The organism is Micromonospora sp. LOL_014 (assembly GCF_048060245.1).
In the GTDB taxonomy this organism is placed as follows: domain Bacteria; phylum Actinomycetota; class Actinomycetes; order Mycobacteriales; family Micromonosporaceae; genus Micromonospora_E.
Genome location: NZ_JBHMIP010000020.1, coordinates 74,436 through 93,644, shown reverse-complemented (window position 1 = coordinate 93,644; position 19,209 = coordinate 74,436). Strand labels below are relative to the sequence as shown.

Annotated in this window: 14 protein-coding genes; 5 read left to right on the top strand and 9 right to left on the bottom strand. The window is 70.8% G+C overall.

Annotated elements, in window-relative coordinates:
• Positions 1-23: 23 nt before the first annotated feature.
• From ACFHW1_RS18530 to ACFHW1_RS18505, 6 genes are read right to left on the bottom strand one after another with little or no spacing between them, the layout of a single operon-like run.
• A complete protein-coding gene (locus tag ACFHW1_RS18530) occupies positions 24-1,634 on the bottom strand; it encodes a long-chain-fatty-acid--CoA ligase (protein WP_416568870.1) in 1,611 nt (536 codons plus the stop codon).
• A 23-nt stretch (positions 1,635-1,657) separates the two neighbouring features.
• Positions 1,658-3,115: a polyketide synthase gene (locus ACFHW1_RS18525; protein ID WP_416568869.1), complete on the bottom strand. Its 1,458-nt coding sequence runs from the start codon at positions 3,113-3,115 to the stop codon at positions 1,658-1,660.
• A gap of 5 nt (positions 3,116-3,120) precedes the next feature.
• Complete coding sequence (locus tag ACFHW1_RS18520) at positions 3,121-9,927, bottom strand: SDR family NAD(P)-dependent oxidoreductase (RefSeq protein ID WP_416615829.1); 6,807 nt, start codon at positions 9,925-9,927, stop codon at positions 3,121-3,123.
• Positions 9,928-9,941: 14 nt separating this feature from the next.
• A complete protein-coding gene (locus ACFHW1_RS18515) occupies positions 9,942-10,511 on the bottom strand; it encodes an FcoT family thioesterase (protein WP_416568867.1) in 570 nt (189 codons plus the stop codon).
• A gap of 27 nt (positions 10,512-10,538) precedes the next feature.
• Complete coding sequence (locus ACFHW1_RS18510) at positions 10,539-11,738, bottom strand: cytochrome P450 family protein (protein ID WP_416568866.1); 1,200 nt, start codon at positions 11,736-11,738, stop codon at positions 10,539-10,541.
• A gap of 59 nt (positions 11,739-11,797) precedes the next feature.
• Positions 11,798-12,670 carry a TauD/TfdA dioxygenase family protein gene (locus tag ACFHW1_RS18505; protein WP_416568865.1) on the bottom strand — a complete coding sequence of 291 codons (873 nt, stop codon included), beginning with the start codon at positions 12,668-12,670 and terminating at the stop codon, positions 11,798-11,800.
• A 595-nt stretch (positions 12,671-13,265) separates the two neighbouring features.
• Between ACFHW1_RS18505 and ACFHW1_RS18500 the strand changes: the two genes are divergently transcribed.
• Complete coding sequence (locus tag ACFHW1_RS18500) at positions 13,266-14,048, top strand: AfsR/SARP family transcriptional regulator (RefSeq protein ID WP_416568864.1); 783 nt, start codon at positions 13,266-13,268, stop codon at positions 14,046-14,048.
• Between the two features lie 35 nt (positions 14,049-14,083).
• Here the strand turns inward: ACFHW1_RS18500 and ACFHW1_RS18495 are convergent, their stop codons facing one another.
• A complete protein-coding gene (locus ACFHW1_RS18495) occupies positions 14,084-14,944 on the bottom strand; it encodes a cytochrome c biogenesis protein CcdA (protein ID WP_416556655.1) in 861 nt (286 codons plus the stop codon).
• Positions 14,945-14,966: 22 nt separating this feature from the next.
• Positions 14,967-15,548, bottom strand: coding sequence for a redoxin domain-containing protein (locus ACFHW1_RS18490; protein ID WP_416615827.1), 582 nt, complete (start codon positions 15,546-15,548; stop codon positions 14,967-14,969).
• A 123-nt stretch (positions 15,549-15,671) separates the two neighbouring features.
• Between ACFHW1_RS18490 and ACFHW1_RS18485 the strand changes: the two genes are divergently transcribed.
• Together ACFHW1_RS18485 and ACFHW1_RS18480 are read left to right on the top strand one after the other, a co-directional pair.
• Positions 15,672-15,965, top strand: a complete 294-nt coding sequence (locus tag ACFHW1_RS18485) for a metal-sensitive transcriptional regulator (protein WP_278172303.1) — start codon at positions 15,672-15,674, stop codon at positions 15,963-15,965.
• A gap of 87 nt (positions 15,966-16,052) precedes the next feature.
• Positions 16,053-18,344: a heavy metal translocating P-type ATPase gene (locus ACFHW1_RS18480; RefSeq protein ID WP_416556653.1), complete on the top strand. Its 2,292-nt coding sequence runs from the start codon at positions 16,053-16,055 to the stop codon at positions 18,342-18,344.
• Here ACFHW1_RS18480 and ACFHW1_RS18475 read toward each other — a convergent pair.
• Positions 18,334-18,543 carry a heavy-metal-associated domain-containing protein gene (locus tag ACFHW1_RS18475; RefSeq protein ID WP_416556652.1) on the bottom strand — a complete coding sequence of 70 codons (210 nt, stop codon included), beginning with the start codon at positions 18,541-18,543 and terminating at the stop codon, positions 18,334-18,336. The two genes, ACFHW1_RS18480 and ACFHW1_RS18475, sit on opposite strands and share 11 nt — an antisense overlap.
• 194 nt (positions 18,544-18,737) lie before the next feature.
• On the opposite strand from ACFHW1_RS18475, the gene ACFHW1_RS18470 reads away from it, so the two are divergent.
• Together ACFHW1_RS18470 and ACFHW1_RS18465 are read left to right on the top strand one after the other, a co-directional pair.
• Positions 18,738-18,905, top strand: coding sequence for a hypothetical protein (locus ACFHW1_RS18470; RefSeq protein WP_416556686.1), 168 nt, complete (start codon positions 18,738-18,740; stop codon positions 18,903-18,905).
• 98 nt (positions 18,906-19,003) lie between these two features.
• Complete coding sequence (locus ACFHW1_RS18465) at positions 19,004-19,204, top strand: phosphatidylethanolamine-binding protein (protein ID WP_282232710.1); 201 nt, start codon at positions 19,004-19,006, stop codon at positions 19,202-19,204.
• Positions 19,205-19,209 lie beyond the last annotated feature (5 nt).

Here is a 19,209-nt window from a genome sequence, read left to right as displayed (position 1 = left end):
GCTCCCAATAGTGGACCGGGCGGTTAGTTGACCTGCCGGGCCATGTCGCTCCAGAACCGGTCGCGCAGGGCCCGCCGTAGTATCTTCCCGCTGGGATTGCGCGGAAGCACGTCTATCTCCTCGTAGCTTGTCGGGATCTTGAACGAACCGATTTCGCCGCGCAGAAAAAGCATCAGTTCCCGTGGCTTGGCATGCAGTTCCGGCCGGAACACCACGAAGGCGTGCACCGCCTCACCCCACTGCTCGTGCGGCACTCCCACCACCGCCGCTTCCAGCACGGCCGGGTGCCGGGCCAGGGCGCTCTCCACCTCGGCCGGGTAGACGTTCTCCCCGGCGACGATGATGGTGTCCTTGATCCGGTCGCAGATGTAGATGAAGCCGTCCGGGTCGACGTATCCGGCGTCGCCGGTGTGGATCCATCCGTCCACCAGGGTCCGCGCGGTCGCCTCCGGCAACTGCCAGTACTCCACCATCCGAGCCGGGGTACGCAGGCAGATCTCGCCGATTTCACCGGTCGGCAGCGGCCGGCCCGCACCGTCGATCACTTTGACCTCGATGCCCGGGTATGGCCGGCCGGCGGCACGCGGCCGGGGATCGGCGCCGACGTGCGCCTCCGGTGGCAGACACACCGCCGTGTTGCCGGTCTCGGTGAGTCCGTAGATCTGCGCGAAGTCGCAGCCGATCTCGTCGACGCACTGCTTGAGCAGCGTTTCGGAGATCGGCGAGCCGCCGTAGACCACTTTGCGTAGCGAGGCCAGTCGGGACACGTCCAGACCCGGTTCGGACAGCATCATCTGCAGCATCGCGGGCACCACACAGGCGGTGGTGACCCGGTGGCGTTCGATCGCCGTTATCGCGTCCGAGCTGACGAACATCCGCAACGCGACCAGGGTGGCCCCGGCGGCGAACCCCTGAGTCGCCCACCACAGGCCGCCGATGTGGAAACCGGGGATCCCGATCAGGGCCACGTCGTCGTCACGCCAGTCGATCCAGTTCAGGCCGGCACCGGCCAGCGCGTCCCGGACCGCGAAGAAGCTGCGTTGGGCCAGCACGACGCCCTTGGGCAGCCCGGTGGTGCCGCTGGTGTAGAGCTGCGCCACCGGGATCTCCGGACCGCCACCGCCGAGATCCTCGCCAACACCGGCCGTGCTGACGTCGACGGCGGCGGAACCGGTACCGCCGACGGCGAAGGCGCGCAGACCGGCACCGCGCCCGCCCGGCCCGTCGAGCCGTACGGTCAGCGGCGCCGGCTCCAGCTCGGCGGTCACCCGGGCGGCCTGCTCGGCGAACTCGTCCTCGACGAACAGGATCCCGGTCCGGGAGTCGGTGAGGATGTGGCTCACCTCCCCGGGAGCCAGCCGCCAGTTGATCGGAACCAGCACCGTGCCGGACTTCGCCGCAGCGAACAGGATCTCGTAGTAGTGTTCCGACTCCTTGCCCAGGTACGCCAGCCGGGCACCGGGTGGCAGGCCGGCGGCCCGCACCGCGCGGGCAATCCGGCTGCTCGCCTCATCCAGCTCCCGGTAGGTGATCCGGCGGTCCTCGCACCGTACCGCCGGATGGTCCGGCCGGGCGGCGGCGTGGAACGACACGACGTCCTGCAGGGTCTGCAACTGCGGATGGTACGCGGACATGGCTGGCGTTCCTTCCTGTTCGGTCAGGCCCACGTGTACGACTCCGGCCAGTAGGACCGGCCGGTGACCGGTCCGGCGGGCAGCCCAGCCCGGGCCGGTGCCTGCGGCACCGCCTCCATGACCACGTGGGCGTTGGTGCCGGTGAAGCCGAACGAACTCACCCCGGCGAGCCGGCGCTCCCCCGCCGGCCACGGCGTCCGCTTGCGTGGTACGTCGAGATGGAGCCGTTCCCAGGCGATGTCCGGATCCGGGGCGTCGAAGTCCGGCTGGCCGGGCAGTTCGCCGTGGCTGAGCGCGAGCGCCGTCTTGAGCAGGCTCGCCGCGCCGGAAGCCGTCTCCAGGTAGCCGAGGTTGGCCTTGCTGGAGCCGATCAGCAGCGGCGGCGCCCCGGCCCCGTCCCGGCGGTACGCCTGCGCCGTCGCTTCCGCCTCAATCACCCCGCCCACCTTGGCGCCACTGGCCTGCGCCTCGACGTACCCCACCTGGTGCGGGTCCACGTCAGCGTCGCGCAGCGCCAGTTCGATGACGGTGCGCTGGCCGGCCGCAGCCATCGCGGTCATCGTCGGCCGCCGACCGTGCTGGTGGACCGCGCTGCCACGGATCACCGCGTACGGCTGATCGCCGTCGGCGCGGGCGTCCGGTGCCCGTTTGAGCACCAGTACCGCGCAGCCCTCGCCTCGGACGTGCCCGTCGGCGTCGGCGGCGAACGGCCGGCACCGGCCGGTCGGCGAGAGCATCCCGGCCTGATCGAAGACCACCGTGGTGAACGGCGCCAGCTGAAGGTGGCAGACGGCGACCAACGCGACGTCGCACTCATCGCGCCGCAGCGCCGAACTGGCCAGGTGCACGGCGGTCAGCGCCGAGGAGCAGGCGGTGTCGGTGGTCAGCATCGGCCCGGTGAGGCCGAGGCCGACCGCGACGCGGGCGGCGGTGGCGCTCAGCGCCGCGCCGGTGCCCATGTACGGGGACAGCCCGTCCGCTCCGACCCCGTTGCGCAGCAACGAATAGTGGTACTCGACGGTGCTGACCGCGGCGAACACCCCGGTCCGGGTCTGCGCCGACGGTGTCACCCCGGCGTCGCGCAGGGCCTGGTCGGCACAGGTCACCAACAGCCGCTGCTGCGGATCGAGATAGCGTGCCTCGTCGTCGGTGACGCCGAACCGTTCCGGCTCGAACAGGTCGACGTCGGCCACGTACACCCCTCGGGCCAGCAGCTCGGCGTGCGGGGCGAGGTCGGGCGCGGCCAGGTTCCACCTCGGCCGGCCGGTGCTCAACCGGGGCGCACCGGCGCGTTCCGCCGGAACCTGCCGGCCGGCCAGCAGCGCCTGCCACAGCCCCGACGGGTCGTTGATCGCGCCGGGGAACCGGCAGGCGGTGCCGACCACCGCGATGCCCTGCGTCTCGCGGGCCCGCTGCCGGGCGGCCAGCAGCACGAGCTGCTGTCTGGACAGTTGCTGAAGGGAGGCTATGTAGTCACGCACCGCGGTCAGCCCTCCTGCAGGACGGCGAGTTGCGCGGCGACGTCGTCGTCGCTGAGCGCGGCCACGCCGTCGTCTGGGCGCTGCGGGTCGACCGCCGAACCATCACCGGCCTGCGGTCCGCCGGCAAGCAGACCGTCCAGGTACGCGACGAGCTGGTCCACCGATGGATGGTCGAAGACCATGCCGGTGGGCAGCGCGACGCCGAGCAGTGACTCCAGCACGTTCTTCAGCTCGACAGCGGCCAGTGAGTCCAGTCCGAGCTCGGCGAACCGGGTGTCCGGGCCGATGTCGTCCGCGTCGTCGAAATGCAGTGCGGTGGCAAGCCGGCTACGGACCAGCAGGCTGAGCGCGGCGATCCGTTCCGAGCGGGGCAGCCCGACAACCTGGTCGACCTGGAAGCCGGTGTCGGCCTCGGTGGCGCCCCGGGCGACCCGCTCGTACAGCGGGTTCGGCAGCGGCCGGCTGCCGGCCAGCCGGTCGAAGTCGAACTCGCCGACCATCACCGGCGTGGTCGGCGCGGTCAGCAGGCGGGCCAGCGCCCCGGTGCCCTGCGCCGGGCGGAGGAATCGCATGCCCTGCGCCTCGATGCCGCGGGCCAGTCGCGCGTCCAGCCCGGCCGCCATGCCGACCTCGCCCCACGGCCCCCAGTTGATGCTCGTCCCCGGTCGGCCCTGACGGCCGCGCAGGTCCATCAGGGCGTCGATGAACGCGTTGCCGGCGGCGTAGTTGGCCTGGGCTGCGCTGCCGAGCACCGAGGCGACGGACGAGTAGCCGATGAAAAAGTCCAGCTCCGGTTCGGCCTCGAAGGTGTGGTGCAGCAGCCAGCTGCCGTACACCTTGGGGCCGAACACGGTGGCCACGTCGGACCAGGTCATCCGGGCCACCGGCCGGTCGACGAGGACACCGGCGGCGTGCAGGATCCCGCCGACCGGGTGCCGCGCTGCGCGCAGTGCGGCGGCCAGCCGGGTCACGTCGGCCGGGTCGGCCAGGTCGCACCGGTGCGCGGTCAGCCTCGCCCGCCCGCCGAGCCGTTCGGCGAGCTCGGCCAGTTCGGCGTCGGGCACCTCGCGGCGGCCGACCAGCGCCAGGTGCCGGGCACCGAGCGCGATCAGCTTGCGGGCGGTGAGCAGGCCGAGCGCGCCGAACCCGCCGGTGATCAGGTACGTGCGGTCCGGCCGGACCGGGCCGTGCGCCGGGGCCGGCGGTCGTGGCCCGGGCAGGACGAGCACCAGTTTGCCGACGTTGCCGCCCCGGCTGAGCAGGCTGAACGCCTCCTCGACCTCGTCCAGCTCGTACCGGGTGGTGGGCAGCGGTCGCAGTTCGCCCCGGGCCAGCTGGTCGGCGAGGTCGGTGAGGATGCCGTGGTTGATCTGGCGCAGCCGCTCCGGGGCGAACTCGCTCAGGTCGAAGTGGTGGTACGCCACGTCGGGCCGTACCGCCCGGACCTGTTCGGCGGTCCACGCACCGAGCTTGCCGAGCTCGACGAACCGCCCGCCCGCGGCGAGGACCCGGATGCCCTCCGGGATGTACTCCTTGTTCAGGCTGTTCAGCACGATGTCGACGCCGGCCCCGCCGGTGGCGGCCAGCACCTCGTCAGCGAAGTCGAGGGTGCGGGAATTGAAAACGGCCACCGCACCCTGGCCGTGCAACAGGTCGTGCTTGTGCGGGCTGGCCGTCGCGTACACCTGCGCACCGGCGAGCCGGGCAAGCTGCATCGCGGCCTGCCCGACACCGCCGGCCGCGGCGTGGATCAGCACCCGGTCACCGGCTTTCATCCCGGCTAGTTCGTGCAGCGCGTAGTGCGCGGTGACGTACGCGGTCGGGATCCCCGCCGCTTCGGCGTAGTCCAGGTTGTCCGGCTTGCCGACGGCCAGCTCCGACGACACGGTGACCCGGCGACGCAGGCAGCCGAGGTGACTGATCATCACCGCGTCGCCGACCGCGAACCGTGCCTGCGGTCCGGCCGCGACGACGGTGCCGGCGCCTTCGAAGCCGAGCGGCAGCGGCTGGTACGGCGTACCGGTGGTGTCGGCGTGCTGGCGGAGCAGACCGAGTGCGTTCAGCACGTCCTTGAAGTTGAGGCCGGCGGCGTGCATCCGTACCTGGATCTCGTCGCCGACCGGGGCGGGGTCGTCGGTGGGCACCATCCGCAGACCGGCGAGCCCCTCGGACTCCCGGGCGGCGAGTTCGGTGTTTCCGTCGCCGGGCATATCTGCCGGTACCGGCAGGATCCGGCGAACGTGCCGTCCGCCGGCCCGGTACGCGACCTGATACTCGTCGGATCCGGCGAGCAGTTCGTCGAGCAGGGCCGGTCCGGCCGGGGCGTCCGGCGGCAGGTCCAGCAGGGTCACCCGGTACGCGGGGTGTTCTGTCCACAGCGACAGCCCGAACCCCCACACGGTGGCGGCGGGCAACTGCCGGTCGGTCACCGGGTCGTCGGGCAGTTGCTGCGCGCCGCTGGTCACCAGCCACAACCGCTGGTCACGTCCGAAGCCGGCCCGGTCCAGCCCGGCCAGCAGGTGCAGCAGGCCGGACAGGTTGTGTTCGGTTTCCCGGCGCAACCGGTCGAGGTCCAGCGGGCCGTCCTCGGCCTGCCAGAACCAGCAGACGTCGGTCGGCTGCTCGGCGAGTATCGCGACGGCCCGGTCGGCGTCCGGGGCCACGGTGACCGTCACCCCGGCCGGCACAGTACGGCCGTCTCCCGGCGCGGCGCCGACGGCAGGTGCGACGCCCTCGTCTGGTCCGGCGGCGCCGACGAGCAGGATCCGCCGGTCGACCTCGGTCGGCCGGCGGGGCAACGACCGCTTCAGCCACCGGGCCTGGTGGAACAGGCCGCGCGCGTCGTCGCGGGTCCGGGTGACGCGACGAAACGCCAGTCCACGGACGACGAACACCGGCTGGTCGCCGTCGAACATGGCCAGGTCGGCGGTGAACTCGCCGTCGCGGGCCTGCTCCACGCCGGTACGGCGGACCAGCCCGCGCAGCCGCTCGCCCTTGGGTTTGCGCAGCAGCCGCAGCGACCGAAACCGCACCGGCAGGTACGTCTGTCCGTCGTCGATCAGCGGACCGAGCGACTGGATCACGTTGTCGAGTACGGCCGGCGGCAAATGGTCCAGCGCACCCGTGTCCCAGCCCTGGATGGCCGAGACCGCGGTCGCCTCGTCCAGCCGACCGATCGACTCGATCCGCTGGAACGACGGGCCGTACTCCAGGCCCAGCTCGGCGTACTCGGCGTAGAGGTCGGCGCCGGGCCGGTCGGCCGCCGGGTAGCCGGCGGCGGCGTGCACCTCGGCCATCCGCGAGCCGGCCTCGACCAGTTCGTCGGATGGCGGGCCGGCGGCGGCGATGGTGGCGGTGGCGTGGCAGCGTCGTAGGCCGTGGTCGGCAGCGCTCGGCTCGGTGCTGACGATCTCCACCGTGGCACCGCCGGTCGGCTCGCCGCGCAGCCGCAGCCGCAGTTCGACCGGGCGTTCGTGGTCGAGCAGCAGCGGCTCGCGGATGTCGACGTCGAGCAACGGCCGGCTGGTCTCGCCGTACACCGCGTCCTGCGCGGCCAGCAGCATCTCCACGTACCCGGCGGCCGGGAACACCGGCTGACCGAGGATCACATGGTCGGCCAGGTACGCCGGCTGGTCCGGTCCGATCCGGGTGGCGAACTCGCGGATTCCGGCGGCCCGCTGATCCGGGGTCGACACCTCGGGGCCGAGCAGCGGCGGATGGGCCCGGGCCGGCTCCGTTGGGCTCGCCGCCCGCAGGTGCCGTTCACCGGTGATCGGCAGCCAGTAGCGGCGCCGGTCGAAGCCGTACGTCGGCAGGTCGGTCCGCTGACCGGGCGCGCCCCGGCGGACCTGCGCCCAGGCGACCGGCAGGCCGGCGGCGTATCCGGCGGCCACCGCGCCGAGCAGCGTCTCACCGGTGTCGTCTGCGGCGCGCATACTGGGCAGCCAGACGTGGTCGGCGGCCCGGCGCACCCCGCGTCGGCCCAGGCCGATCAGGGTCGGTGCTGGTCCGACCTCAACGAAGGTGTGCGTCCCGCGCTGCTCGATGGCCCGGATTCCGGCGGCGAACCGGACCGGTTCGGCGATGTGCCGGACCCAGTAGTCGGCCGTGGTCAGGGCGGCGTGGTCGGCCACCTCGCCGGTCAGGTTGGAGATCAGCGGCAGCGACAGCGGACCGAACCGGATGTCGGCGATGGCGTCGCGGAACTCCTCGGCCACCTCTGCCATCAGCGGCGAGTGGAACGCGTGCGACACCGGCAGCGCGCGGACCGAGATGCCCCGCTCGGCCAGGGCGGCGGTGAGCTTGGTGAGGGATTCCCGACCACCGGACACCACGCACTGGTCGGGTGCGTTGAAGGCGGCGAAGCCAAGATCCGGATGACTGGTCAGCAGGTCGGCGACCTCTTCGGCCGGCCGGGACACCGACACCATGCCGCCGGGCGCGGTGACCGCCTGCATCAGCCGGGCCCGGACCGCCACCAGCCGGACCGCGTCCGGCAGGCTGAACAGGCCGGCCACGGTGGCTGCGACGATCTCGCCGACGCTGTGCCCGATCAGGATGTCCGGCTGCACGCCCCAGGAGCGCCAGAGTCCGGCGGCGGCGTATTCCAGGGCGAACAGCGCCGGTTGGGTGTAGCGGGTCTCGTGCAGCTCGGCCGGATCCTTGCCGTGCCCGGCGATGACCTCCAGGATGGACCGGTCGAGGTACGGCGCGAACAGCTCGTCGCACTCGTGCAGCAGCCCGGCGAAGAGCGGGAACCGCGCGGCCAGCGCGGTTCCCATGCCGACGTACTGGGAACCCTGGCCGGTGAACAGGAACGCGACGTTCCCCGGGCGTGGCTGGTCCCGGCCACCGTCGGCACCGCCGGCGGCAGACAGCCACTGGTCGATCCGGCCAGCCAGATCCGGCCGGTCGTGTACCACGGCGGCCAGCCTGACCGGGAAGTGTGCCCGGCCGGTGGTCGCGGTGTGGCAGATGTCGGCGAGCAGCTGCTCCGGGTGGGCGGCGAGGTGGTCGCGGTAGCGTTCCAGCTGGTTGCGCAGCGCCCGGTCGCTGCGGGCGGAGATCGCGAAGACCTGCGGCGGGCCGGCCGCCAGCTCCGGTTCGGTGGCCGCAACGGGTGGTGCCTGCTCCAGCACGGCCGAGGCGATCGTGCCGGCGAAACCGAACGAGTTGACCACCCCTCGGCGGGCGCCGGCCGGCCACTGCCGCAACCCGTCCGGCACGGTGACCGGGGCGTCCTGCCACGGAATGTGTCGGGACGGCCGGTCCAGGTGCAGGTGCGGGTAGATCTCGTCGTGATGCAGCTGCAGCGCGGTCTTGATCACGCCGGCGATCCCGGCGGCGGCCTCGGCGTGCCCGATGTTGGTCTTCAACGAGCCCACCACCAGCGGATCGGCCCGCAGCCCGTCGGCGAACACGGCACGGATCGCGCCCATCTCGATCGGGTCGCCCAACGAGGTGCCGGTGCCGTGCGCCTCGATGTAGCCGATGTCCGCCGGTTCGACCATGGCGGCGGCCAGCGCGGACCGGATGACCATCTCCTGCGCGGACCCGTTGGGCACGGTCAGGCCGCCGCTCTCGCCGTCCTGGCGCACCGCCGACCCGCGTACCAGCGCCAGCACCCGGTCGCCGTCGCGGCGCGCGTCGGACAGCCGTTTGAGGACCACCATCCCGCAAGCCTCGCTACGGCTGTAGCCGTCGGCACCGTCGTCGAACGTCTTGCACAAGCCGTCCGGGGAGAGCATGCCGGCCTGGGTGAAGACGATGTGGTTGCGTGGATGGTGGATCGAGTTCACCCCGCCGACCAGAGCGATGCCGCATTCGCGGCGGCGCAGCCCGGTCACCGCCAGGTGCAGGGCGACCAGCGACGCCGAGCAGGCGGTGTCGACCGCCAGGCTCGGTCCGCGCCAGCCGAGGAAGTACGACAGCCGTCCGGGTACGACGCTGTGCGCGGTGCCGGTTCCGACGTACCCGTCGAGTTCCTCGTACCGCAGCGCCTCGACCTCCAACGTGTAGTCGACGCAGCTGACACCGACGTACACGCCGCCGTCACCGCCGCGCAGCCCGGTCGGGTCGATGCCGGCGTGCTCCAGTGCCTCCCACCCCGTCTCCAGCACCAGCCGCTGCTGCGGGTCCATGTACTGGGCCTCTTTGGGGGAGATGTTGAAGAACCGGGGATCGAACTGGTCGTACCCTGACACGAAGCCGCCGGCCCGGGTCCGGACCTTGCCGGGTCCGCCTTCGGCGGAGCTGTACGCGTCGACGTCCCAGCGGTCCGCCGGGATGGGAACCGTGCCGGAGCCGCCGCGGCGTAGGAATTCGGCGAACCCGGCCGGGGTGTCGTTGTCGCCGGGCATCCGCAGCCCGATGCCGACGATCGCGATCGGCTCGTACTTCTCCAGCAGCAGCTCGCGTAGCAGCGCCTGCTGGTCGGTTGCCGACCGGAAATCAGTCTGCACAGCGGCCGCCGGTCGATCCGGCGGCGCGCCGGCACCGGCGGGACCGTCGGGGTCGGCGAACAGCTCCGGCAGGTCGACGACCAGGTTGTCCAACAGGTCCGCCACGGTGGGATGGCTGAACAGCGAGACGGCCTCCACCGCCCGGCCGAGACGCCGTTCCAGACGCTGCTTGATCTCGGTGACGCCGAGCGAGGTCAGGCCCAGCTCGAAGTAGTTGGCGTCGACCGGCAACTCGTCGTCGGCGGACATCAGCAGGGTGGTACGGAATTCGGCGAGCACCTCGGCGCGCAGCACCGCCCAACGGTCGAAGGGCGGTACGGCACGCAGCCGCTCGACCAGGTCTGCAGCCACGGGGTTCCTCCGCGTCATTGTCCGGTCGGGGGTGGATTGGCGATGGCGACCCGGACTTCGCCGGAACAGGTGCCGCCGCGCTCGTCCCAGTAACGGCACCGGGTGTGCAGCACCAGCAGCGGATCCCGTAGGTCGCTCCCGCCCCATTCGGCGATCTCGACGATCTCCAGCTCGCCGGAGAACCGCCGCCCACGCATCGCCCGCCGGAACGTGCTCTGGAAGTTGGTGATGAGGAAGTCGGCGAGCTGCCGCTGCCAGTAGTCGTCCATGGTCCAGTGTGTGAACGGGCGGACAGCCTTGTCCCGCACCGCCTTGGCGACCGTGTAGTAGAGCATCTGGTTGTAGCAGATGTTGAACTCGACCGAGTTGAAGTGGCCGGTGTCGTCGATGTAGCACGACTCCGGGATCTCGAACCCGCAGTTGGCCGTCAGCAGCCCGCCGTCGACCGGCTCACCGTGCACGGTGAGCTCGGCCGACAGCAGGTACTTGCAGTTCGGCCGGTACGGCCGCAGCACCAGCGCGAGCAACTCCGGATCGTTCGGGTACGCGGCCGCGGCGGCGGGTACGCGGTGACTGGTCTGCACGTGGTCTCCGGTCGTGGCGAATGTGGATCAGACGGTGACCGGCAGCGACCGGGGCACCCGGATCAACCAGGAGGGACGCCACTCGATCTGCTCCGTCGGCGCCGCGCAGGTCAGGTTCGGGAAGCGCCGGACCAGCTCGCCGAGGGCGATGCGCAGTTCGTGCCGGGCGAGTTCCTTGCCCGGGCAGTGGTGCGGGCCGCGGCCGAATCCGAGCTGCTGAATCTGCTCGCGGTCGAGGACGATCTCGTCGGGATCGTCGTAGCGCAGCGGGTCCCGGTTGGCCGCGCCCAGCGAGATGATCACGGTATCGCCGGCGGGGATGTTGGTGCCGGCGATGGTCACGTCCTCGAGAGCGAACCGGCGGATACCGCTGTGGGTCGACCCGTCGAAACGCATCAGTTCCTCGACGCCGTTGACGATCAGCCCGGGGTCGTTGCGCAGCTCCTCGGCCTTGTCCGGGTAGTTGATCAAGGCGAGGGTGGAGGCGCCGATCTGCCCCACGGTGGTGTCGTATCCGCCGAGCAGCAGGAAGAACGTCATCCCGGTCATCTCCTGCTCGGTGAGCGGCTCACCCTCGGTGTCCTTTGCGTTGAGCCAGTAGGAGATGAGATCGTCGGCGGGCTCCCGCTTCTTGAGCTCGATCAGTTCCAGCACGAACTGGAGCAACTGGCCGGCGGCGGCTCGGCCGGCGGCGGGATCGTCGCCGAGCATGGCGTCGCTCCACTCCCGGAAGTTGGCCCGGTTCCGCTCCGGTACCCCGAGGATGTCGCTGGTCATGGTGATCGGCAGTGGGGCGGCGAGGCCGGACATGATGTCCCCGCCGCCGTTGCGCTCGAACTCGTCCAGCAGGTCGTCGACGACCTGCTGGATACGCGGCACCATCGCCTCGACCCGTTTGGGGGTGAAGGCGAAGTTCATGAAGCGTCGGAGCCGGGTGTGGATGTCCCCGTCCTCCATGTGCAGGTTGCCGAACCGGACGACCTCGGGTAGCAGATCGTTCTCGTACTCCGGTCCGGCGTGCCGGCGATTACGCACCAGCCGGCGGTCCTTGAGCGCCTCACTGGCCTCCTCGTAGCGGGTGATCAGCCAGATCTTGCTGTTGTCCGGCAGGCAGACCCGGTGGACCGGACCCTCGCTGTGCAGTCCCCGGTAGACGGGGTACGGATCGGTGTGGAAGTCGGAGTCGAACGGTGTCGGCAGGTTGTGCACCGGACAGCGGGAAACCATGGCGGCCTTTCGTTCGGGAAAGCCGGTCGTTCGGGACAGCCGGCGGGGCAGTGGTGGGATCAGCGGGCGACGCCGTCGTGGAACGGGTGGTCGTCGTGCACCGTGACCCGGTACGACACGGTCGGTTCCGGGGTGGTGGTGTGCAGTGCCCGGTGGATCAGCGACCGGTTGTCCCAGATCAGCAGGTCGCCCCGCTCGGGGATCTGCAGGTGGATGTTCGGGTGGCTGAAGTTCGGATCGAGCTGGCCGGTCTCCTCGAACACCCGCTGCAGCAACGTGCCGTCGTCACCTTCGATCGCGTAGGTGAATCCCTCACTGTTGTAGAGGACGTCCTCGCCGGTGACCGGGTGCCGGAAGACCGTGGGGTGACTGACGCCCGGGGTCTTCGCCTCGACCTCCTCGATCACCTCGCCGAGCGGCCGGTACACGTCGGAGGGCCGGATCTTGAAGAACCGCCGGACGCTGTGCCGGGACCGGGTGCCGGACAGCGCCTGCCGCAGGTCCTCCGGCAGGCGGGCGTACGCCTCACCCATGTCGATGTAGTAGGTGCCGCGGTTCCTGGTCGGGATGACCTGCGGGTAGATCAGCGTGATGCCGAACGGCTTGGGCATGAACTGGTAGTCGGCGTGCCAGAACTTCCCGGTCTTCGGCACCCCGATCTGCTTGTCTCCCTCGCTGACGTTCGAGGAGACGAAGATTTCCCGCTCCTCGGGGTGGTGGTACATCGGCTCGTAGTAGGTCTCTGGCTGGCCGAGCCGGCGGCCGAGCGCGACGAACTCGCTCGGCGACAGGCTCTGGTTCTTCAGCACGACAATTTTTTTCTCGTAGACGAGCCTCTTGATGGTCGCGACGTCGTCGGCTGACGATTTGGAGACCTCGAAACCGGTGACCGTGACACCTATCCGCCCGCCACTGGGTTCGGACACGAGCATGGACAGCCTCCTACGGCTTGCGTTAACATGGCCAGGCCCTCGCATTCTGCGGCCATCGTATCCCGGGCCACTAAAACCGCGATTAAGAGATGATTAATAATCATCAATTATCTATCGGCTCACGCAGCACGTTTCATCAGGTAGGACGCGGGCACGGACCGGAGCGACCTCGACCCGCACGGCCCGCCGGCCAGGAGACGGCAGAGAGCCCACCCTGGCTCACGCTGGCGCGACCGGGCCACCCCAGGCCAGCTGGCATGCAGCACCATCGCGACAGCCGATCGACGCGGGTCGGAGACCCGCTGGACACCGGTCGGACCGGCCACGCAACGCGGTGATGTCAGACAATGGACAGAATGGCGAAGTATGGACACGTTGACCGAGAATTAACACCTTTGCGCATCGCTGGACATCGGTCAAGATAGATGTTGTACATCGACCTGCTGTGGTGGCGGTGGTAGCCTGGGGCGGGCACATACGGGGGCCCGAGGGCTCGGCGACCCAATCACAACAACGATTCGGAACAGCAGACCTCAGTGCGTCAGTTTTCCACCGTGGCGCCGCCCTGATTCATTTCTTCGCGAAGGCAGCTGTCATGAAACTCTGCATTCTCGGACCGCTGCGACTGGAGACATCTGACGGAGTCGTGATGACCCCGCAGGCGTTGAAGGTCCGCTCTCTACTAGCGTACCTGGCCGTACACTCCGGCCGGACTGTGTCCACCGACCAGCTGATCGACACCATCTGGGCCGGCGACCCGCCACGCACCGCGCTCACCGCACTGCACGTCTACGTCTGCCGGTTGCGTCAGCACCTCAAGGCGGCCGGGTTGGCGTCCGACGATCTCGCCACCCGTCCACCCGGCTACCTGCTCAACCTGAACCAGTACGCCTTCGACCTGCGAACGTTCGACGAGCTGACTACCCGGGCCCAGCAGGCGGAGTCGATCGGCGACCTGCCCGGCAGCGCCACCCTGCTCGGCGAGGCGCTCGCCCTGTGGCAGGGCCCGCCCCTCGCCGACCTGCGGGACCTGCCGGTGCTTGCCGCGACCGCGCACGTGATCACCGAGCGGCGGGTCGCCACCCAGGAACGCTACTTCGAGACCGCGCTCATACTGCGCCGGCACGGGTACGTCGTCGCCGACCTCTACCGGTCCGTCGGTGAATACCCGATGTCCGAACGGCTGCACTACCTGCTCATGCTCGCCCTGTACCGGAGTGGCCGGACTGCCGAGTCACTGATGGTCTACAACCGGCTGCGGGCCAACCTCGTCGAAGGTCTCGGCCTGGAGCCGAACCTGCTGGTGCAACGACTCCACCGGGCGATCCTGGACCGCCGGGAATGGCTCGACGACCCGTCGTACCTGCACGCGTCCTGACAGGGATCCGCACGCGTTCTGACTCCGGCGGACGGCTACCTGCGGCCCCGACGACGGGACCGGGCCAGCCGGAGCAGGCCGGCACCGGCCAGTAGCACGATCAGGACCGTGGCCAGGACGGCCGCCCCCGCCTGGTCGAGCGTGGCGGCCAGCCACCGCTGGACCTGGCCGGCACCGTCGATCAGCGGGTCCCCGCCCGACCCGCCGCGCAGCAGCCGGATCTCGTACCAGCCGTACCAGGCGACGTAACCGCCGGCGGCCACCAGCAACGCGCCGCCGACGCGGGACAGCAGCGGAGCCGCGCGGCGTACCCGCCGCAGCAGCCCGTCGCGGGCCAGCGCGACGGTGACGGCCGCGACCGCGACGGTCAGCCCCATACCGGCGGCGTACGCCACGAACAGGGCCACTCCGGAGGCGACCGAACCGGCGCGGAAGCTGGCCGCCACGATCGCCAGAAATGGAGCGATCGTGCAGGACAGCGACGCGGCGGCGTATGCCATCCCGAACGCCACCATGGACAGTAGTGACCGGCTGGTGGCCGGGGCACGGGACGGCATCATGCCGATGCCGGGCAGCTGCCGGCCGGCCAGCAGCACCCCGCCGAGCCCGATCAGCAGCAGCCCGATGCCGATGGTCAGCCACGGCAGGTGGCGCTGCACCGCCCCGGCTGCCGGCGCCACGACCAGGCCGAACACCCCGAAGACGACGACGAACCCGGTGGTCATCGCCGCCGTCGTGGTCAGTGCCCGACCGACGGCGGCCCCCCGACCGGTGGCGGCCGCGTCGTCGCCACTCACCAGGAAGGAGAGGTACGCGGGCAGCAGCGCGAACCCGCATGGGTTGACCGCGGCGAGGGTGCCTGCCGCCAGGGCGAGTGCGAGGGGTGCGTCGGTCATCGGATTGGGTGGCGGAGGTCGGCTAGCCGGCGATCAGCCGGTCGAGCATGCCGGGTAGCGCGTCGACGTCGACATGCCCCTTGTCGACGACTTCGCCATCGGCGTCGAGGACGACGAAGGTGCTCTGCGCGGTGATCTCGAAGTGCCGCCACACCGCGCCCTGCTCGTCGGCCAGTTGCGGAAAGCCGGACAGCTCGGCCAGCTCGACGAAGTCGTGCATGGCCGGCACCCCGTCGAGCCCGGCCACGCCGACCACGCCTGCGGTGTCGGCGTAGTCGGCGGCCAACGAGTTGACTCGGGCGGCCTGGCCGAGACAAGTGGGACACCACGGTGCCCAGAACCACAGCACCGCCGGTTTCCCGGCCAGGCTGCGCCCGTCGAAGGTGTCACCGGCCAGGGTGTCTGCGGTGAAGGCATAGCTGGCGCTGACACCGCCACCGTCGGTACCGGCACCATTGTCGGTGTCTGCGCCGGTTTCGGGGTCAGTGTCCCCGGCTGGTGTGCTGGTACCGGTCCCGCCGGACGGCGGCGTGCCGTCCCCGTCAGCCGAAGTGCCGCAGCCGGCCAACGCCACCGAGCCGGCGACGACGAGGCTGATGATCATCGACCGCATCCGCATCATGTCTGCTCCGTCCCGCCATCCGCCGTCCGACGATTGTCCGGTAACCGTACCTGCCCGCCGGCTCATTTTCCGCAAATACCCCCTGGGGGTTGCTAGCCTACGAGGATGACCAGCCAGACCACCCGCGGCTACACCGCGTCCAAGGACCAGCTCCAGGCTCGGCTGCGCCGCATCGAGGGACAGGTGCGCGGCATCGAGCGGATGGTCGACGACGACCGGTACTGCATCGACGTGCTGACCCAGATCTCCGCCATCCAGGCAGCTCTGGACAAGGTCGCCCTCGGCCTGTTGGACGGGCACGCCCGGCACTGTATGCAGGAGGGCTCCGCCGAGGGCCGGGCGGACGAAATGGCCGCCGAGATGATGGCGGCGGTCGGTCGGCTGATGAAGCGAGGTTGACCTCGTCACACCCGCTGCCCAACCCGTGACGATCTACCCCCTAGGGGTATGTTAGGTCCCGCCATCACCGCAGGCGAGGAGGACGGCATGAGCAGCACCAGAGCGGGCCGGGCCACGACGGCGACCCGGATCGAGCTGAGCATCAGTGGGATGACCTGCTCGTCCTGTGCGGCAAGGATCGAGAAGAAGCTCAACCGGATCGACGGGGTGACCGCGACGGTGAACTTCGCCACCGAGAAGGCCAGCGTCACCGTCGAGAGTCCGACCGTGACCGCCGGTGAGCTGGTCGACGTCGTACGCCGTACCGGCTACACCGCCCGGCTGCCCGCTCCGCCGCCGACGGATCGGGACGCCGACGGCTCGGCGGGCACCGACCGGCCAGCCGTCTCCGACGACCTCCGTTCGCTGCGTACCCGGCTCTGGGTCGCACTGGCGCTCAGCGTGCCGGTGGTGGCCCTGGCGATGGTGCCCGCCTGGCAGTTCACCTACTGGCAGTGGGTCAGCCTGGCGCTGACCGTCCCGGTGGTGCTCTACGGCGGCCTGCCGTTCCACCGGGCCGCCTGGACGAATCTGCGGCACGGCGCGGCGACCATGGACACCCTGGTGTCGATGGGGACCCTCGCCGCCCTCGGCTGGTCGCTGTGGGCGCTGTTCTTCGGCACCGCCGGCACCCCCGGCATGACCCACCCGTTCAGCCTGTCCGTCGACCGGGGCATGGCCGCCGCCAACATCTATCTTGAGGTCGCCGCCGGGGTGACCGTTTTCATCCTGCTCGGCCGCTACTTCGAGAGCCGGGCCAAGCGCCGGGCCGGCGCGGCGCTGCGGGCCCTGCTCGAACTGGGTGCCCGGGATGTCGCCGTGCTGCGCGACGGCGCGGAGAGCCGGATTCCGGTCGACCAGCTCGCGGTGGGTGACCGGTTCGTCGTCCGGCCCGGCGAGAAGATCGCCACCGACGGTGTGGTGACCGAGGGCTCCTCGGCGGTCGACGCCAGCATGGTCACCGGCGAGTCCGTGCCGGTCGAGGTCGCTCCCGGTGACCCGGTGGTCGGCGCCACCGTCAACGCCGGCGGCCGCCTGGTGGTGACGGCCACCCGGGTCGGCGCCGAGACCCAGCTCGCCCAGATGGCCCGGCTGGTGGAGCAGGCGCAGGCCGGCAAGGCGGCGGCGCAGCGGCTGGCCGACCGGATCTCCGGCGTCTTCGTGCCGATCGTCATCGCGCTCGCCGTCGGCACCCTCGGCTACTGGCTCGCCACCGGGGGCGGGGCCACCGTGGCGTTCACCGCCGCAGTCGCCGTACTGATCATCGCCTGCCCCTGCGCGCTCGGCCTGGCCACCCCGACGGCGCTGCTGGTCGGCACCGGGCGCGGCGCCCAGCTCGGCGTGCTGATCAGAGGCCCGGAGGTGCTGGAGTCCACCCGCCGGGTGGACACCGTGCTGCTGGACAAGACCGGCACGGTCACCACCGGCACCATGACGCTGGTCGACGTGCTGGTCGACGGCACCGACCCAGATCCCGACGAACTGCTCCGGCTGGCCGGTGCGGTCGAGGCCGGATCGGAGCATCCGATCGGCCGGGCGGTCGCCGGGGCCGCCGCCGAACGGGTCGGGCCGCTACCGCCGGTGACCGACTTCGCCGGCCGGCACGGACTGGGCGTACGGGGCACCGTCGACGGACGTACCGTGCTGGTCGGTCGGCCGGCGCTGCTGACCGACGAGGGCCTGACCGTGGACGCGGCGCTGGCCGGCAGGATGACCGGCGCCGAGGCCGCCGGCCGGACCGTGGTCATGGTCGGCTGGGACGGTCGGGCCCGGGGCGTGCTGGCCGTCGCCGACCGGGTCAAGCCGACCAGCCGGCCGGCGATCGCCGCGCTGCGTCGGCTCGGGCTCACCCCGGTCCTGCTCACCGGGGACAACGTCACCGTCGCCCGGGCGGTCGCCGCCGAGGTCGGGGTCGACGAGGTGATTGCCGGGGTGTTGCCCGCCGAGAAGGTGGACGCGGTCAAACGGCTGCAGGCCGACGGTCGGGTGGTCGCGATGGTCGGTGACGGGGTGAACGACGCCGCCGCCCTGGCCCAGGCCGATCTCGGCCTGGCGATGGGGACCGGCACCGACGCCGCCATCGAGGCCGCCGATCTCACCCTGGTACGGGGCGACCTGACCGCCGCCGTTGACGCCGTCCGGCTGTCCCGCCGCACCCTGCGGACGATCCAGGGCAACCTGTTCTGGGCGTTCGCCTACAACGTCGCGGCGCTGCCGTTGGCGGCGGCGGGCCTGCTCAACCCGATGATCGCGGGTGCGGCGATGGCGATGTCGTCGGCGTTCGTGGTCGCCAACAGTCTGCGGCTGCGCCGGTTCCGGCCGGTCGTGCTCAGCCGGTGACCAGCTCGTAGCCGGCCTCCTCGACAGCGGCGGCCATCGCCTGGTCGCTGACCGGCTGTTCGCTGGTGACGGTGACCCGGCCGGTGGCCAGGTCGACGTCCACCTCGGTAACCCCGGCGATCCCGCCGATCTCGGTGGACACCGAACCGACGCAGTGGCTGCAGGTCATCCCCTGCACGGTGTAGGTGCTGACCGCCATCTGTCTCTCCCTCGCGACTGGTTCCGATCCGACTCGACCGCGAGCTTACCCCTACCGGGAATGCGTATGTTGGCGGATCCGGCACCACCGTCGGCCGGCGACCGGCCAGCGCCCCATAGCCAAAGACCGATCCAGCGGGTAGAAACAGTTCATTCCCCGGCGACTGCATCGCCCTGGTCAACTTCTGGCGGACGTTGTCCAACCTGCCGCTGCGCAGCAACCCGACCGGGCAGGACGAGTGCCGGTCGACGGCGAACTTCGGCGGTGTCCCAGGCGGTGTCGACGCGGCGGGCGGACGTCAGCCGGCCGACACGACCCGGGTCGGCACGCCGGTCTACCTGATCGAGTTCCCGGTCCCGTAGCTGATACCCGGTCCTGCGGCGGGTACCCGGTGCCGAAGCGGGTACCCGCCCGATCAAACGGCCACACCGAGTCGGACAGGTCACCGCGAGGAGGCACGATGTCGGGGAAACGACCAGGCAGCAAGGGGTACGACAACCAGCGCGCCCGGCTACGCAAGGACTTGGAGAACTCGGGTACGGCGAACGACGCGGGTGCCGACGAGCTCGCCAACGAGATTCTGCAGGAGCAGGCTGACCGCCAAGGCGTGCTGCGTACCGAACGGGGTCTCGGCCCGAAAGGGGAACGCCGATCGTCATGAAATAG

Coding starts and splice junctions, on each gene's coding strand:
- ACFHW1_RS18505 (WP_416568865.1), bottom strand. CDS start 12,670: ATGCTCGTGTCCGAACCCAGTGGCGGGCGGATAGGTGTCACGGTCACC.
- ACFHW1_RS18475 (WP_416556652.1), bottom strand. CDS start 18,543: ATGGCGGTCAGCACCTACACCGTGCAGGGGATGACCTGCAGCCACTGC.
- ACFHW1_RS18510 (WP_416568866.1), bottom strand. CDS start 11,738: ATGGTTTCCCGCTGTCCGGTGCACAACCTGCCGACACCGTTCGACTCC.
- ACFHW1_RS18500 (WP_416568864.1), top strand. CDS start 13,266: ATGAAACTCTGCATTCTCGGACCGCTGCGACTGGAGACATCTGACGGA.
- ACFHW1_RS18530 (WP_416568870.1), bottom strand. CDS start 1,634: ATGTCCGCGTACCATCCGCAGTTGCAGACCCTGCAGGACGTCGTGTCG.
- ACFHW1_RS18480 (WP_416556653.1), top strand. CDS start 16,053: ATGAGCAGCACCAGAGCGGGCCGGGCCACGACGGCGACCCGGATCGAG.
- ACFHW1_RS18490 (WP_416615827.1), bottom strand. CDS start 15,548: ATGATCATCAGCCTCGTCGTCGCCGGCTCGGTGGCGTTGGCCGGCTGC.
- ACFHW1_RS18495 (WP_416556655.1), bottom strand. CDS start 14,944: ATGACCGACGCACCCCTCGCACTCGCCCTGGCGGCAGGCACCCTCGCC.
- ACFHW1_RS18485 (WP_278172303.1), top strand. CDS start 15,672: ATGACCAGCCAGACCACCCGCGGCTACACCGCGTCCAAGGACCAGCTC.
- ACFHW1_RS18465 (WP_282232710.1), top strand. CDS start 19,004: ATGTCGGGGAAACGACCAGGCAGCAAGGGGTACGACAACCAGCGCGCC.